This window comes from Thermococcus sp. JCM 11816 (genome assembly GCF_055396515.1).
In genome coordinates this window covers 43,763-58,261 of sequence record NZ_AP043741.1, presented here as the reverse complement: position 1 = coordinate 58,261, position 14,499 = coordinate 43,763, and the positions used below count along the sequence as shown (strand labels likewise).

Here is a 14,499-nt window from a genome sequence, read left to right as displayed (position 1 = left end):
TCCATCAGCCGAGGCGCCGTTCGAGAGCAATGACCACCACCAACAGGAGGACCAGGAGAGCCACTGTTAGCTCGCCGGAGTACTTCCCAATGCCGCTCACTGAAACGGGCACTTCCTTCGCTGTCATAGTTAGAGAAACGTTCCCTGTGCCAATTATTGATATAGCCACGAAATCCTCGTATGGCCTTAGAGGAACTTCTCCCGACACATGCTCCCCTTTACCTCTGAAAGCCCCCTTGAAATCAGCGGAGAGCGGGTCAAAGTCTTCCCTCTCCCTGTTGAGGGTGAAGTAATAGACCCTAACCTCGACCGGCCGATCAGCGTTAACATCAAGGGCAAGCTTCTTCCCGCGGAGCGATGTAGCGTTTAGGATGAACGTCTTAATTCCCTCCCCAAACTGCTTTGGAAGGAGCTCAAAGCTGATGTTCTCGGGCTTCCTGAGGTAATCTGCAACCAGCAGGACGGCGTCGAACCTGTCGCCCTCGAGCATAAGCATGAAATCAGACTCGTTGAACACTACAAAATCTGGCCTTCCCTTCCCCTGGCTTGAGGAGTGCAGAATCTCCCCACTCGAAGAGAGAACGTGAAGGGTGATGTCCAGCCCTGAGCGGACGTAATTGCCGTATGAGAAGGCTATCTTCTCCCCTGGATAGTGTTCGAACTGAATCGGTGGGGTCAGGGACTTAGCGGCGACCCGGTATGGAATTCCTACAAAGTGCGTCTCGGCGGTAAAGTTCACCTTCGCCAGCCAGTTGTCGCCGTAAACGGGCAGGAACGCCAGACCGTATGCCTCGAACTCCAGAGGGATTACATGCAGGTTTCCATTCTCGTCCCTGACTGTTACGTTGAACCCGACCGGTTCACCAACGGGGAATCCCCTGGGCAGAGAGGGCACGTCAATAACCAGAACCACCTGGGCCGAGCCGTCCACGTTAAGCTCCTCGACCTCGCTTTCCCCGGAGTAGAACTTCCAGCCAACCGACTCCGGAAGGCCTTCGACGCCAAGCTTCACCCTGCCCGAACCGGAGAGAACGAGTGCATAGCTGCCCTTTCCACCGAGGGGGACTTTTATACTCGTTGAGAGCGCCTCGATCGAGATGCCGGAAGCGCCAGCCTCGGCCGTGAAGGAGAAAGTTCCCGAGTCGGAGGAAGCTAGGATGGTTGGATACCTAACCTCCTCGGGAACCTTGAAGGTCAGCGAGACGCTCTCCCCGGGCCCTATGGAGACCTCTGAATACGTTGGACTTCCCACCACAACGCCGTTTTGGGTCACGCTGACGAAGCCCCTGAAAGGAGACTCCCCCGTGTTTTTGAGGACAACCCTGAGATGCTCCCCCTCCCTGGAGATGTTTTCGAGAACCAGAAGCGCCGGCCTGAAGTAGAAGGTCTGCTGGATTACTTTTCCGTAATCAACCACTACCGCTCCCTGGTTTATAAAGTTGGAGAACTCCACCCAGCTGGTTCCCCGCTGGAGCAGGATTTTCTTCGACTCCAAAACCATGTTACTGCTGTAAAGGAGGCTGAAAGTGGCGTTAACCGGGTCGCCTTTGTTAAGAACCTTTACCTTAACACCTTTACTGCCCGTTATTTCCTCGATTTCAACCTGAGGCTCTAAGGTTCCAAGGAAAACATCCTTTGAGATGCCCTTCTCCTTTAGACTAAAGACCAGCGTCTGGCCCGGGTTTGGAACCTTGAAAACTATCTCTTCGCCTGGTGCAAGGTTCAGCTCCACTTCCTTTAGGACAGTGCTTGAGGAAATGGGAAAAGCGCCTTGAGAAGACGACGAAACAGAAAGAGTGTCGTTGAGCGGATAAAAGCCCGTGTTTTTAATCTTTACCTTGGCGTAGGTGTCGAAGGCTTCTATGACCTCAACACCGAAGTCGTACTTCTTCATAACTCTCACGCTTGTATAGTTGCCGAGTATGTGAGCGGTGAGCCTCTGGTTCTGGCGGTCGTATGAGCCGATGACGTAAGTCACGTTGCCCACTGTGATGTTTTCGCCGAAAGCGAGAACGGAATACGTTTCTTTTCCATGACTCGAAACGCTCACGAGGAACCTGTCCCCGCTCTGGCCGGGGTCAAAGGTAAAGACCTGGCCGTCCACTATGAGGACTTCATCGATTCCTACTTCAATGGAAAGAGCTGTAGCCTGCCCGGCCAGCAGGATGAGGAGGAAGACCGCGAAAGTGAGGGTTTTCACGCGCGCCATCGTTCTCATCCCCTGTACTCCCTTCTGTAAAGCCCGAGGATCGCAAGCATCAGGCTCAGGAGCATGACCGATGCGAAGAACACCAGCGTCGTTGACGGGTCACCCTTGTAGACGTCAAGCCCCGTGTGGAGCGTGAACCTGTCCCTGAGGAGAACTCCAAGCTGGTAGTTGAGCGTGAATCTCTCCGGGTCATCAAAGAAAGGCAACTGCGGGAGGATGAACTGGGCGACGAATATCACTCCAAAGCTCGCCAGAGAGGCGTAGAGGGGCCTCGAAAGAACCACTGAGAGGGCCATTGCAAAAGCTCCTAGAGAGCCGAGCAGGAGGAGGGTCACCTCAAGGGAGTAGAGCAGGTCACCGAACGTCGCCCTAAGGCCAGTGAAACCCTGCTTGTAGAGCAGAACCATATAAATCTGCATGACCAGGTAGGGCAGTCCGAAGACCACCAACATTCCCGTAAGCCCGCCGAGGAACTTTCCGATGACGAGTTCGCTCTTCCTGACGGGTTTCGTCAGGAGAACCCTGATCGTACCCTTGTCTATCTCGCTTCCAAGGAGTTCGCTCATCAGGATTATGACCACGAGCTGGCCTATGACGCTCGCCCAGAAGTTGACGAGGTAAGTGGAGAAGTTAACCTGGAAGGATATCCTGAGCGCGCGCGTGCTGTACTCGGTGATCTCTTCGTGGGTGAAGAAGTAGACGACAACTGGGAGGAACATCAGGAGGGTCATGAGCTTGAGGCGGCGGGAGCGCAGTAACCTTTTCACTTCCATCCCGTATATTATCCCGAGCCGCGATTCAAAGGAAAAGTGAGAGTCTCTCAAACTTCACACCTCCTCGCCCACTCCAAACTTCTCCATCAGGATTCTCTCAAGCGGACTCGTGTGCGGCCTGAAGAGCTTCAGTCTGATGCCGTTTTCCACGAGGTACTTCGGAAAGGCCAGGAAGAACTCGTCAAGAAAGCGCGGGTCAACTTTGACCCTGAGGATTCCCTCCTCTTCCCAGGCCTCACGGATGTAGGGCTTCTCCCGCAGGAACGCCATCGCCTTTCCATTGTCGCTGGTCAGGACGTCGTAGTCGTCCTCCTCAATGCTCGCAAGCTCCCTGACCCTGCCCTGGGCGAGCATCGTACCGCGGTTTATCAGCCCGACGTAGTTGCACATCTTCTCGACCTCGCTGACTATGTGGGAGCTTATGAAGATCGTCTTGCCGGCCTTGGCGAGCTGGATGACCTTCCCAATAAACTCCATTCTCCCGAGGGGGTCGAGGTTCGCCGTTGGTTCATCCAGTATGAGGAGCTCTGGGTTTCCCATCAGCGCAGCCGCAAAGCTCGCCCTCTGCTTCTGACCGGAGGAAAGCTCTCCAATCCTGTTCATGGCCAGCTTACCAATTCCAGCGTACTCCATAAGCTCCTTCGCCTGCTCCATGGCGTCTTCCTTCTTCATACCAGCCAGGCGGCCCATATAGACCAGAAACTCGAAAATCGTCATGTCTTCATAAGCTATCGGCACCTCGGGCATGTATCCGACCCGCTTCATGATCTCAACCCTGTCGTTGGGCATCCTCAGGCCAAAAATCCGTATCTCGCCGTAGGTAGGCCTCAGTGCCCCGGTCAGCATCTTTATAGTGGTCGTTTTTCCCGCACCGTTTGGCCCGAGGAAGCCGTAAACGACCCCCTCAGGCACTTTGAGGTTGAGGTGGTACACTACGTTCCTCTTGCCGAAGAACTTGGTGAGCTTGTTTGTTTCTATGACGTAAGTTCCCATCTCAACACCCAAAGGACCATTGAAACGAAATTAGTTAAAGGTTTCGGCATTGGGTCACAGGAATTTATTAAAATCGTCTAAATCCCACACCAAAAATCCTTCTTCCCTGAGCCCCTCCTTTTCCGTGACCCTTTTAGTTACCAACCCGTAGTACTTTTCCCACCCGTCCAGTTCAACGAGTTCCGATTTTCTCTCCAAATCCTTTAAAATCCCCCTCGCTTCCCTCTCATTCAAATCCTTCCACTTCACCTCGACGAGCAACGCTTTTTTCTCGTGCTCGTTAAGGGCAACGTAATCTATCTCTTCGCCCTTATGCCACCAACGACCGATTTTGGTGAACTTAAACGGAAGCTCTCCACGCTCCTTCATCCTCAGGAGGAACTCTTTAGCCACGCCCTCAAACACTTCTCCGAGATAGCGGTTGTAATTCTCAAGGAACTCCTCCCAGAAGTCGAGGCTCTCAAGCTCGATCTCGTCCCTGTACCGCTCAACGAAGCGGAAGTAGAAGGCCATGTAGTTGTCAGCTATGGCATAACGCGTGTTCTTGGTCTTTGGAGAGGCAGTGACGGGAATCTCTCGTCTGAGGAAGCCCAACCTTTCAAGGACTTCAACGTATTTGAAGAGATTAGAGCGCGGGATTCCAGTAAATGTGCTTATCTCGTTGAAGCGCCTCTTTCCCTCAGCAATCGCCTTCAGGATCAGCTTGTAAACCCTCGGCTCCCTCAGCTCGCTCGACAGGAGAAAGTCACCCTCAGCATAGAGGAAACCCTGTTTAGTGAATGCCACCTCCTTAACGTCCTCAAAGCTGTTGAAGAGAAGAAGGTAAGCGGGGATTCCTCCAGTTATCCCGTATATCCTGACGACCTCCTCCACGTCAACCCCCAACAGCTTCCAGGAGCTGAAAAAGTCCAAAGGTAGGAGCCTTATCTGCCCATCCCTTCGCCCGTAGAGGGGACTTTTCTGGCTCAAAACATGCTCCTCCATCATACCGACACTCGAACCGACGAGGATGAGGTGAATCTTTGAGCCCCTAACGACCTCGTCCACTATGTATTGAAACTCGCTCAGAACTCTTTTATCTGACTGAATTAAATAGGGGAACTCATCAATAACCACGATGAGCTTCCCCTTCTCGCGCAGGTATCTGAAAACGTCGGCAAAATTTGAGAACGAGGCGGGGGAGAGATAAGGACTCGGGTAGGCCTCAAGAACCGCCCTTGAGAACTCTAGCAGGTTGTCGCGGTAGGTGCTGCTCCTGGCAAGGTAGTAGATGGAGGGTTTTCCTCTGATGAACTCCTTAACTAAGCGAGTCTTTCCCACCCTTCTCCTGCCATAGATGGGGAGGAAGGAGTTCTCCCTTTTCCAGAGCGACTCCATGAACTCAAGTTCTCCCTTCCTGTCAACGAAAGTTATTGGCATAGTATTATACTTGATCTATAACTATTTAAGCCTTTCTGAGGACCCATCGAGATTGGCTCTGGGGGAAACCATTTATTTGAATTCACTCTACTTGCTGACAATGATGCTTAGAAACATCGGCCTTGACAGTTCGGCACGGTTTGCCTTTCAGAGCCACGCCCACACGGACCACTTTGTCAGTGGTGAATTTATCTTCGCAACAAAGGCGACCAAATATCTCAGTCATCTCAGGAAGGGGGGCTTCTATCGGGAAGTGGAGTTTGGAAAGACCTTCTACATCGGCGATTTCAAAGCGAAGCTCTATCCAGCGGGCCACATGCTCGGCTCGGCCGGAATAAAGCTCTGGCTCGAAAACGGGACGCTGTTCTACACGGGCGACACCAAGTGGTTCAAGCTGAGGACGGCAGAAAAAAGCCGCTTCCCAAGGGCGGACGTTCTCATAATTGAGGCCACCTTCGGCGTTCCGAGCTTCACGTTTCCCTCACCGAGAGAGGCCGAGAAAAAACTGGTCGCATTCGTTGAAGAGGCTCTTGACAGGGGAAAGCGGCCAACCCTCTATGTGAACCAGATGGGGAAGGCGCAGGAAGTTATGAAAATCCTGGACGTTCACGGGATCACGGTGAGGCCAAGTAGGGAGATGCTGAAGGTTGCAAGGGTTTATTCAAAATTTGGGGTCAAATTTGGAAACATCACCCATGAAGGGGACGTAGTTTTAAGGTCGTACCGCTCCCCCAAGGTCGAAAACTCACTCTCTCCCTGGGAGCTTACCGTTTCCGGCTTTGGAAGGCTCAAGCTGAGCAACCACGCGGACTTTTGGGAGCTGATGAAAATCATAGAGAAGGTAAAGCCCGAAAGGGTCTTCACGGTGTACGGCTTCTCCAGGGAATTTTCCAGGATTTTGACCGGGCTTGGATACGAAGCCCATCCAATTGACAAGGACTCCGATATATACGGACTACTTTTTTGAACAACTGTTAAACAGACTGCCAAAAACCTAATAAACTTCTAAAATTGAAGGTTATTTTCGAACAAGCTTCACATATTCGAAGTGCTGTTTAGTTATTTTGAACACGGAGGTGGTGGAATGCAGAGGCTGAGGAAGAAACCGAAGTGGGTGACAGGACTCAGGCCCAGACTTGAGACACTCTTCAGTGAAAGGGCCATCGGGGAGGGACTGTTGGTAGGTCGAGGAACGATAAGAGGCGACATGGTGGAGGTTACCCAGCTCAAGTTCTCCGGCGGGCGGGTTAAAAAGCCGATAGTTGAAGTCGAGGGCAACGAGCTGAGGTTCATATACCCGATCAAGAACGGTGAGAGCCTTGAGGGGATATACTACTCTCTAATGGGCTTTCTGAGCAGGGTTTGAGTTTTTCAGAGTTCTCAAACCCCAAACTTTTTGCCATTTTGGTAACTTTCGGAGAGAAAAATTTTTAAAGGGCTATTCTTTAATAACAATTGGTGAGAAAAAGGCGGGGGGTGAGAAAGATGGTCTGGAGGAGGGACCGCTACTGGGACCCGTTCGACATCATGAGGGAAATCCAGGAGGAGATTGATGCAATATTCCGCGACTTCATGCGCGGCCCGAGGCTCTGGAGCTACCGCGAGCCAGGTGAGAGAATAGAGGTCAGCGAGACCTGGAGGGAGCCGTTCGCAGACATCTTCGACAGGGGCGACCGCTTTGTTATCACCGTCGAGCTCCCAGGTGTTAGGAAGGAGGACATCAAGCTCCGCGTTACAGAGGACACCGTTTACATCGAGGCCCAGATGAGGCGCGAGAAGGAGCTCGAGCAGGAGGGTGCCATAAGGATCGAGCGCTACTACAGCGGCTACAGGAGGGTCATCAGGCTTCCAGAGGAGGTCATCCCGGAGAAGGCCAAGGCCCGCTACAACAACGGCGTCCTAGAGATCGAGATTCCGAAGAAGAAGCCCACCAAACCCGAGAAGGAGGGCGTTGAGGTCAAGATCGAGTGATTTTGAGTTTTTCTGATTTTTCTGCTTTACTCTCTGCAACAGCCGGATTCTGCCAATTGGATGGGGCTTGAATGGTACCTAGCAGAGTATTGCCGGTTCTTAGTTTGAAATCACCTGCTGCTCGCAAAGTGCTTTTTCAGATCCTTCATCAGGTCGTACACTATGTTCAAGAACAGCTCCATGTCGTTGCCGAACAGCCTGCGGGTGTCGGCGATGACCTCTGGGTATGTCTTCAGCCCGTAGGGCCTGTCGTCTATGATTGCCACGAGGTCACCGTCTATGAGGTACGCCTCGTGAAGGTCGAGGTAGTGTAGGAGTTGCTTGAGCTTCTGCCTGACCCACTCAAAGGGCAACGGCTCGGCATAGGTTTCGAAGAGGGCAAAGGCGACTCTGTTAAGGTCTTCCGGGAAGCTGGCGAGGGTCTCACTTTCCCCGGTCTTGAGCCTGATGACGTAAAGGCCATTGGGGCCGAGCGCTACCACAACCGACATCACGTCGGAGAGAGTTGTTTGGGCTTTTCCTATCATTTGGCACCACCTCCAGAGTTCTTAAAATTGGAAAAACGAAAATTTCCCGGGACAAAAACGGTTTTTGTACGGTAGTGTTGGTGGTACTTTTGGCATCGGCAAAAAAGCAACGGGAAGTTGGTGTTTTGGTGGTGTTGGTTGTGGTGTTTATGTTTGAGGTAATAATTGTGTTCTCCATTACATAGCTATATGACCGAAAAAATGAAACTTTTTTGCAAGCACATTTTTGTACTCCAAAAACATTGACTCATTGATCCAGCCCAATCTCTTCATAGCCTATTCTGCCTCTACGCACGCCTTTCATTACCGCGATGCAGGGGCCACATTTTGGTAACCTCACTTAAGAAAAATCGAAAAGTTTATAAAGGGTTCGACCTTTAGTAACTTACGGTAACCAAAAACTAAGAGGTGATGCTCATGAGTGAGAGGAGAGAGGTCAAGCTCAAGGTTGCCTCTGCCTACCAGAGGGATGTTGGCAGGGGAATCGTGAGGATTGACAGGAAAGCCATGCGCGAGCTTGGCGTCCAGTCAGGTGACATAGTCGAGATCATAGGTACCAAGAACACCGCTGCAGTTGTCTGGCCAGCCTATCCAGAGGACGAGGGGCTTGGCATCATAAGGATGGACGGTACGATCAGGAAGAACGCCGGTGTTGGTCTCGGCGACGAGGTCACCGTGAGAAAGGCCGACGTCAAGGAGGCAAAGAAGGTCATAGTCGCTCCGACTGAGCCGATACGCTTCGGCGCTGACTTCGTCGAGTGGCTCCACAGCAGGCTCGTCGGAAGGCCCGTAGTCAGGGGAGACTACATCAAGATCGGCATACTCGGCCAGGAGCTGACATTCGTAGTTACCGCCACAACTCCAGCGGGGATCGTTCAGATAACCGAGTTCACCGACTTCCAGGTGAGCGAGAAGCCAGTTAAGGAGGTCAGCAAGGCAACCGCCCTCGGAGTGACCTACGAGGACATAGGTGGCCTCAAGGACGTCATCCAGAAGGTTAGGGAGATGATAGAGCTCCCGCTCAAGCACCCGGAGCTCTTCGAGAAGCTCGGCATTGAGCCGCCTAAGGGTGTGCTCCTCTACGGACCACCGGGAACGGGTAAGACACTCCTGGCTAAGGCCGTTGCCAACGAAGCCAACGCTCACTTCATAGCCATCAACGGACCGGAAATAATGAGCAAGTACTACGGCGAGAGCGAGGAGAGGCTTAGGGAGGTCTTCAAGGAGGCTGAGGAGAACGCGCCGGCGATAATCTTCATTGACGAGATCGACAGCATTGCGCCGAAGAGAGAGGAGACCCACGGTGAGGTCGAGAAGAGGGTTGTCAGCCAGCTGCTAACGCTAATGGACGGCCTCAAGAGCCGCGGAAAGGTCATAGTCATCGGTGCCACCAACAGGCCGGACGCGATTGACCCGGCCCTGAGGAGGCCTGGAAGGTTCGACAGGGAAATTGAGGTCGGCGTTCCCGACAAGCAGGGCAGAAAGGAGATACTCCAGATCCACACCAGAGGAATGCCGATCGAGCCCGAGTTCAGGAGGGACAAGGTAATCGAGATACTCGAGGAGCTTGAGAAGAACGACACCTACCGCGAGGCCGCTGAGAGGGCTATCATGAAGGTCAAGAAGGCCAAAGACGAAGAGGAGATCAGGAGGATCCTCAGGGAGACCGACGAGAAGCTCTACGAGGAGGTCAGGGCGAAGCTTATCGATGCACTCCTCGACGAGCTGGCTGAGGTTACGCACGGCTTCGTCGGTGCCGACCTGGCAGCACTCGCCAGGGAGGCTGCAATGGCAGCTCTCAGGAGGCTCATCAACGAGGGCAAGATCGACTTCGAGGCCGAGTACATACCGAAGGAAGTCCTCGACGAGCTCAAGGTCACGAGGAGGGACTTCTACGAGGCCCTCAAGATGGTCGAGCCGTCAGCTCTCAGAGAGGTGCTCCTGGAGGTTCCAAACGTCCGCTGGGACGACATCGGCGGCCTTGAAGATGTCAAGCAGGAGCTCAGAGAGGCAGTCGAGTGGCCTCTCAAGTATCCCGAGGCATTCATGGGTCTCGGCATAACACCGCCGAAGGGAATACTCCTCTACGGACCACCTGGAACAGGTAAGACTCTCCTCGCCAAGGCAGTCGCCAACGAGAGCGAGGCCAACTTCATAGCAATCAAGGGTCCAGAGGTGCTCAGTAAGTGGGTCGGTGAGAGCGAGAAGAACATCCGCGAGATCTTCAGGAAGGCTCGCCAGGCCGCACCAACCGTGATATTCATCGACGAGATTGACGCCATCGCCCCGAGAAGAGGAACCGACGTGAACAGGGTCACTGACAGGTTGATCAACCAGCTGCTCACTGAGATGGACGGAATCCAGGAGAACAGTGGCGTGGTCGTCATTGGTGCCACCAACAGGCCGGACATTATCGATCCAGCACTCCTCAGGCCAGGAAGGTTCGACAGGCTGATACTTGTACCAGCTCCAGACGAGAAGGCCAGGCTTGAGATATTCAAAGTCCACACCAGAAGAGTACCGCTTGCAGGTGATGTTGACCTTAGGGAGCTCGCCAAGAAGACCGAAGGCTACACCGGCGCAGACATAGCGGCAGTGGTCAGGGAGGCTGCGATGCTCGCCATGAGGAGGGCCCTGCAGGAGGGCATCATAAGACCCGGCATGAAGGCCGACGAGATAAGGCAGAAGGTCAAGGTCACCATGAAGGACTTCGAGGAGGCCCTCAAGAAGATCGGGCCGTCAGTGAGCAAGGAGACCATGGAGTACTACAGGAAGATCCAGGAGCAGTTCAAGCAGGCTCGCGGATGATCCTGGGACAGTAACCCCCTCACTAATTTATCTCTTTTTGAGCTCTTTTGAACTCGACCGTGGAGATAACATTTTAAGCCTTCCAGTTGAAACCTTTGCGGTGGTGCTTTTGGAGAACCTGGAACAGGTTTATGAGAGGATAAAACTGGCCGCTAAACAGGCCTCAAATGAGGAGGAACTGCGGCACAACGTTTCTAAGGTTCTTGATGAGATTGCGGGAGAATTTGGAGTATCTGGCAGGCTGGAGAAGTCAACTCAGCTCCTTGAATCAAAGAAGGTCTTTAGGGGCAGGATAGACGCCCTCTATGGCGGTGTTATTATAGAGTACAAGTCTCCAGGAAAACTGAAGGAAAAGCAGGCGTTCAACTCCGCCCTCGACCAGGTCATAAACTACATCAAATCAGAGGCCAAAAGCGAGGAGTTTTATCCGTATTACCTTGGAGTGCTCTTCGACGGTTCAACGATAGCGTTTGTTAGGTACTGGGGAGGCAGTTTCAAGGTCAACGGCCCGCTTCCGTTCACGTTTGAGGCCTTTGAGCACCTCGTTGATGCCCTCAGGGGCCTGACGAAGAAGCCCCTCGATGCGGAGATGCTTTTGAAGGACTTCGGGCCAAAAAGCCGGATAACGGAAGAAGTCCTCAGAGCGTTCTACAGCGCCCTTGAGTCGCCAAAATCGGATAGGACTGAGATGCTCTTTGAGGACTGGAGGAGGATATTCTCCCAGGTCTGCTCCTACACCCCGGAGAAGCTGAAGAAGCTGGCCGAGTTCTACGGGTTCAAGGAGGCCGACCCCGAGAGGCTGACCTTCGCACTGCACACCTACTACACCCTTCTGATGAAGCTCATCGTCAGCGAGATAGTCAGCGTCCTCTCGGAGGGCCTGACTGGTTCCGTACTGGCGAGGCTCAACGAGAGCTACCTGAGCGATGTTGAATCTTTCAGGTTCGTGCTCACCGAGCTTGAGGACGGGGGACTGTTCAGACAGCTAGGCATAAGGAACTTCCTGGAAGCGGACTACTTCGCCTGGTACCTTGAGGAGTGGAGCGGAGAGGTGGCTAGGGCAGTTTATGAAATCACCAAGGCACTCATGGACTACGAACCCGCGACAGTTGAACAAACCCCTGAGAGGGTGGAAGACCTCTTCAAGAGGCTCTACCAGAACCTCGTCCCGAGGGAGATAAGGCACAGCCTCGGGGAGTACTTTACGCCCGACTGGCTCGCTGAGCTGACGCTGGACGAAGCCGGTTACGATGGAAACCCCGAAAAGAGGGTTCTCGACCCGGCCTGCGGCTCCGGGACTTTCCTCGTGCTGGCGATAAAGAGGGCGAAGGAGTGGGGGCTGAGGCACTGGGGAACCTCTGCCGATGCCCAGCTCCGGCTCCTTGAGTCAATAACGAGCAACATAGTCGGGATAGACCTCAACCCGCTGGCAGTCCTGGCGGCGAGGGGCAACTATCTCATCGCCCTCGGGAAGCTCATACGCTACAGGGTTGACGACATCACGATACCAGTTTATCTAGCCGACTCGATAACAGTAAGTACGAAAACATCAGCCAGGGGAGGCAAGAGGATAGCCCTCAAGACGGTTGCCGGTGAGTTCGAGGTTCCCAAGGAGGTCATAGACTCAAAGCTGATGGACAAGGTTTTCCAGGCCATAGAGGACGGCCTGAGGCGGAACATGAAGAAGGGGCAGTTCATCGTTTACCTTCACATGAAGCTCGGCGGAAAGAGGCTTAGCGACGATACCATTGATGCCCTCTCCGTTCTGTACGAGAAACTGTGGAAGCTCGAGCAGGAGGGCAAGGATAGGATATGGACGAGGGTTCTGAGGAACGCCTTCGCACCGCTCACGATAGGGAACTTCGACTTCGTGATCGGGAACCCGCCGTGGATAAACTGGGAGAGCCTGCCAGAGAACTATCGCGAGCTGACGAAACCGCTCTGGGAGTACTACGGGCTTGAAAAAGGCTCGGGTAAGGGTATGGGCAGGGTAAAGAGGGACATGAGCATGCTCTTCGTCGCGAGGACATTCGACCGCTACCTCAAGCCCGGCGGGAGGCTGGCCTTTCTTGTTCCCTTCACGCTCTTCAAAACGCAGGCGGGAGCGGGATTCAGAAGGTTCCTCACCTACGGAAGAAGACGGGAGCCGAGGATACCCGTTAAGCTCCTGAAGGTTCACGACCTCGTTACACTTTACCCCTTCGAGGGGGCCACCACGAGGACTGGCCTATTGGTCATCGAGAAGACCGAGAAGACCGAGTTCCCGGTTCCGTTGATTGTCTGGAACTGGCCGGACACCAGGGGGGCGGACGTTGAGGCAACCCTTGAAGAAGTGAAGGAAAAGGCGGCGATTCACCAGCTCGTCTTCATGCCGATCGAGGAGAGGAAGCCAGAGAGCCCGTGGATGATGACGACGGTGAAGGCCTACGAGGGGCTTAAGAAGGCCCTGGGGAGCTCGGAGTATAGGGCCTATGCTGGAGTTTTTACAGGATTAGATGGAGCTTACTGGGTTGAAATTATTCGTGAAGTTGCCCCAGGGAGAGTACTAATTCAGAATGTCGGTAAAACCATGAAAAAGTCTATCAAAAGAGTCCAGAAAGTTGTAGAAACAGATCTTATATTTCCAGTTCTACGCGGAAAGAATGCAAAAAAATGGTACTGCAACCCAGAAGGGTGGATACTCCTGCCAATAGACAAAAACGGTGATATCATTCCACCTTCAGAGCTCAAACTCAAGTATCCACTGACATATGATTTCTTTACAGCGCTCCTAGATGAACTCATAAGCAGAAATGCAGAACCCTTTAAAACAAAGTTAAGAATTTACAAGGAAAAGCCAATTGAAATAGCAGAAAGATCAGGAATGCCTTTCTATGCAGTCCTTAACTCACAAGTCTCAATAGCTCCATACAAAGTTGGTTGGAAACATATATCCGGAGCTATAAGCGGAAAAGCCCAATTGGATGTTTTCGTGATACCAACTTTACAGGACAAACCAATGATTCCAACTCATGGCATTATGCACATTCCCACATCCTCAGAAGACGAAGCCCACTACATCGCCTCGATACTCAACTCCACAATAGCCCGCTTTATCGTTGCCAGCTATGGCCTCGAGGTCCACATAACAACTGACGTTCCAAAGAGAATTTACATTCCGACCTTCGACCCATCTAACCAACTCCACCTCGAACTCGCGGAGCTTTCAAAGAAGGCGCACGAAATAGCGAAGGAAAAGTACGAACTCCTTGACCGGATAAAGTCCCTCAAGAAGTCCCTGAAGGGCACCAGGGGCGAGGAGAGAAAGAGAATAAAGGACGAGATTAGGGAACTCGAAGAAGAACTCGCCGAGGTTGAGAAGAAGCTTGGGGAAGTCGAGAAGGAGATAGACGAGAAAGTCGCCGAGCTGTACGGCATAACCGGGGAGGAGCTTAAGGAGATAGAGCGGCTCTACGGCGTGCTTATGAACGCCGAACCCTGATGAAAAATGAGCAGAAAGGGAGCAGCGAAGCCGAGAAAAACAGTATGAAAACCGGAAACTAGCGACTGCCTTTTTCTTTTGTTCTGATTTGAGCAATCGGAGGAGGGGAGGAGCGTCAGGCGACCCACTCAACCTCATAATCAACTGCCCTGAAGTCCCTCATCTTCTTTCTTGCTATTTCCTCTGCCTTCCCAGGGTCGTTGGTCACGACTATGACTTCCTCGGGGAGGGAATCGGTTCTGTAGTAAACGATCCTCGCGAGCATGATATCACCTCCAGTTAATCACTCCGAGTGAAAAGCATCAGTTTCAATTTAAA

Annotated in this window: 11 protein-coding genes; 5 read left to right on the top strand and 6 right to left on the bottom strand. The window is 52.9% G+C overall.

Annotated elements, in window-relative coordinates; genetic code table 11:
• Nucleotides 1-4: 4 nt before the first annotated feature.
• The 4 genes from ACZ5TN_RS00325 to ACZ5TN_RS00310 are packed head-to-tail and all read right to left on the bottom strand — an operon-like array spanning nt 5 to nt 5,394.
• Nucleotides 5-2,218 (bottom strand): COG1470 family protein, encoded by a 2,214-nt coding sequence (locus ACZ5TN_RS00325; protein ID WP_464916822.1) that lies wholly within the window; start codon nt 2,216-2,218, stop codon nt 5-7.
• The gene (locus ACZ5TN_RS00320; RefSeq protein ID WP_464916821.1) at nt 2,215-3,033 is read right to left on the bottom strand and encodes an ABC transporter permease; all 819 of its coding nucleotides are present in this window, start codon (nt 3,031-3,033) and stop codon (nt 2,215-2,217) included. The genes ACZ5TN_RS00325 and ACZ5TN_RS00320 overlap by 4 nt, the downstream gene beginning before the upstream one ends.
• Nucleotides 3,034-3,036: 3 nt before the next feature.
• Nucleotides 3,037-3,975: an ABC transporter ATP-binding protein gene (locus ACZ5TN_RS00315; RefSeq protein ID WP_464916820.1), complete on the bottom strand. Its 939-nt coding sequence runs from the start codon at nt 3,973-3,975 to the stop codon at nt 3,037-3,039.
• Between the two features lie 54 nt (nt 3,976-4,029).
• Nucleotides 4,030-5,394: an ATP-binding protein gene (locus ACZ5TN_RS00310; RefSeq protein WP_464916819.1), complete on the bottom strand. Its 1,365-nt coding sequence runs from the start codon at nt 5,392-5,394 to the stop codon at nt 4,030-4,032.
• Nucleotides 5,395-5,494: 100 nt separating this feature from the next.
• Between ACZ5TN_RS00310 and ACZ5TN_RS00305 the strand changes: the two genes are divergently transcribed.
• From ACZ5TN_RS00305 to ACZ5TN_RS00295, 3 genes are all read left to right on the top strand, one after another.
• Nucleotides 5,495-6,361: an MBL fold metallo-hydrolase gene (locus ACZ5TN_RS00305; protein ID WP_464916818.1), complete on the top strand. Its 867-nt coding sequence runs from the start codon at nt 5,495-5,497 to the stop codon at nt 6,359-6,361.
• 117 nt (nt 6,362-6,478) lie between these two features.
• A complete protein-coding gene (locus ACZ5TN_RS00300) occupies nt 6,479-6,760 on the top strand; it encodes a hypothetical protein (RefSeq protein WP_011250105.1) in 282 nt (93 codons plus the stop codon).
• 119 nt (nt 6,761-6,879) lie between these two features.
• Entirely contained in the window at nt 6,880-7,365 is a 486-nt protein-coding gene (locus tag ACZ5TN_RS00295; protein WP_048053707.1) for an Hsp20/alpha crystallin family protein, read from the top strand.
• Nucleotides 7,366-7,475: 110 nt separating this feature from the next.
• Here the strand turns inward: ACZ5TN_RS00295 and ACZ5TN_RS00290 are convergent, their stop codons facing one another.
• Complete coding sequence (locus ACZ5TN_RS00290) at nt 7,476-7,892, bottom strand: hypothetical protein (protein ID WP_464916817.1); 417 nt, start codon at nt 7,890-7,892, stop codon at nt 7,476-7,478.
• 417 nt (nt 7,893-8,309) lie between these two features.
• Between ACZ5TN_RS00290 and ACZ5TN_RS00285 the strand changes: the two genes are divergently transcribed.
• Both ACZ5TN_RS00285 and ACZ5TN_RS00280 read left to right on the top strand, forming a co-directional pair.
• Nucleotides 8,310-10,700: a CDC48 family AAA ATPase gene (locus ACZ5TN_RS00285; protein WP_464916816.1), complete on the top strand. Its 2,391-nt coding sequence runs from the start codon at nt 8,310-8,312 to the stop codon at nt 10,698-10,700.
• Between the two features lie 100 nt (nt 10,701-10,800).
• Entirely contained in the window at nt 10,801-14,181 is a 3,381-nt protein-coding gene (locus tag ACZ5TN_RS00280) for an Eco57I restriction-modification methylase domain-containing protein (RefSeq protein WP_464916815.1), read from the top strand.
• Between the two features lie 115 nt (nt 14,182-14,296).
• On the opposite strand, the gene ACZ5TN_RS00275 is transcribed toward ACZ5TN_RS00280, so the two are convergent.
• Nucleotides 14,297-14,446 (bottom strand): hypothetical protein, encoded by a 150-nt coding sequence (locus ACZ5TN_RS00275; RefSeq protein WP_011250110.1) that lies wholly within the window; start codon nt 14,444-14,446, stop codon nt 14,297-14,299.
• Nucleotides 14,447-14,499 lie beyond the last annotated feature (53 nt).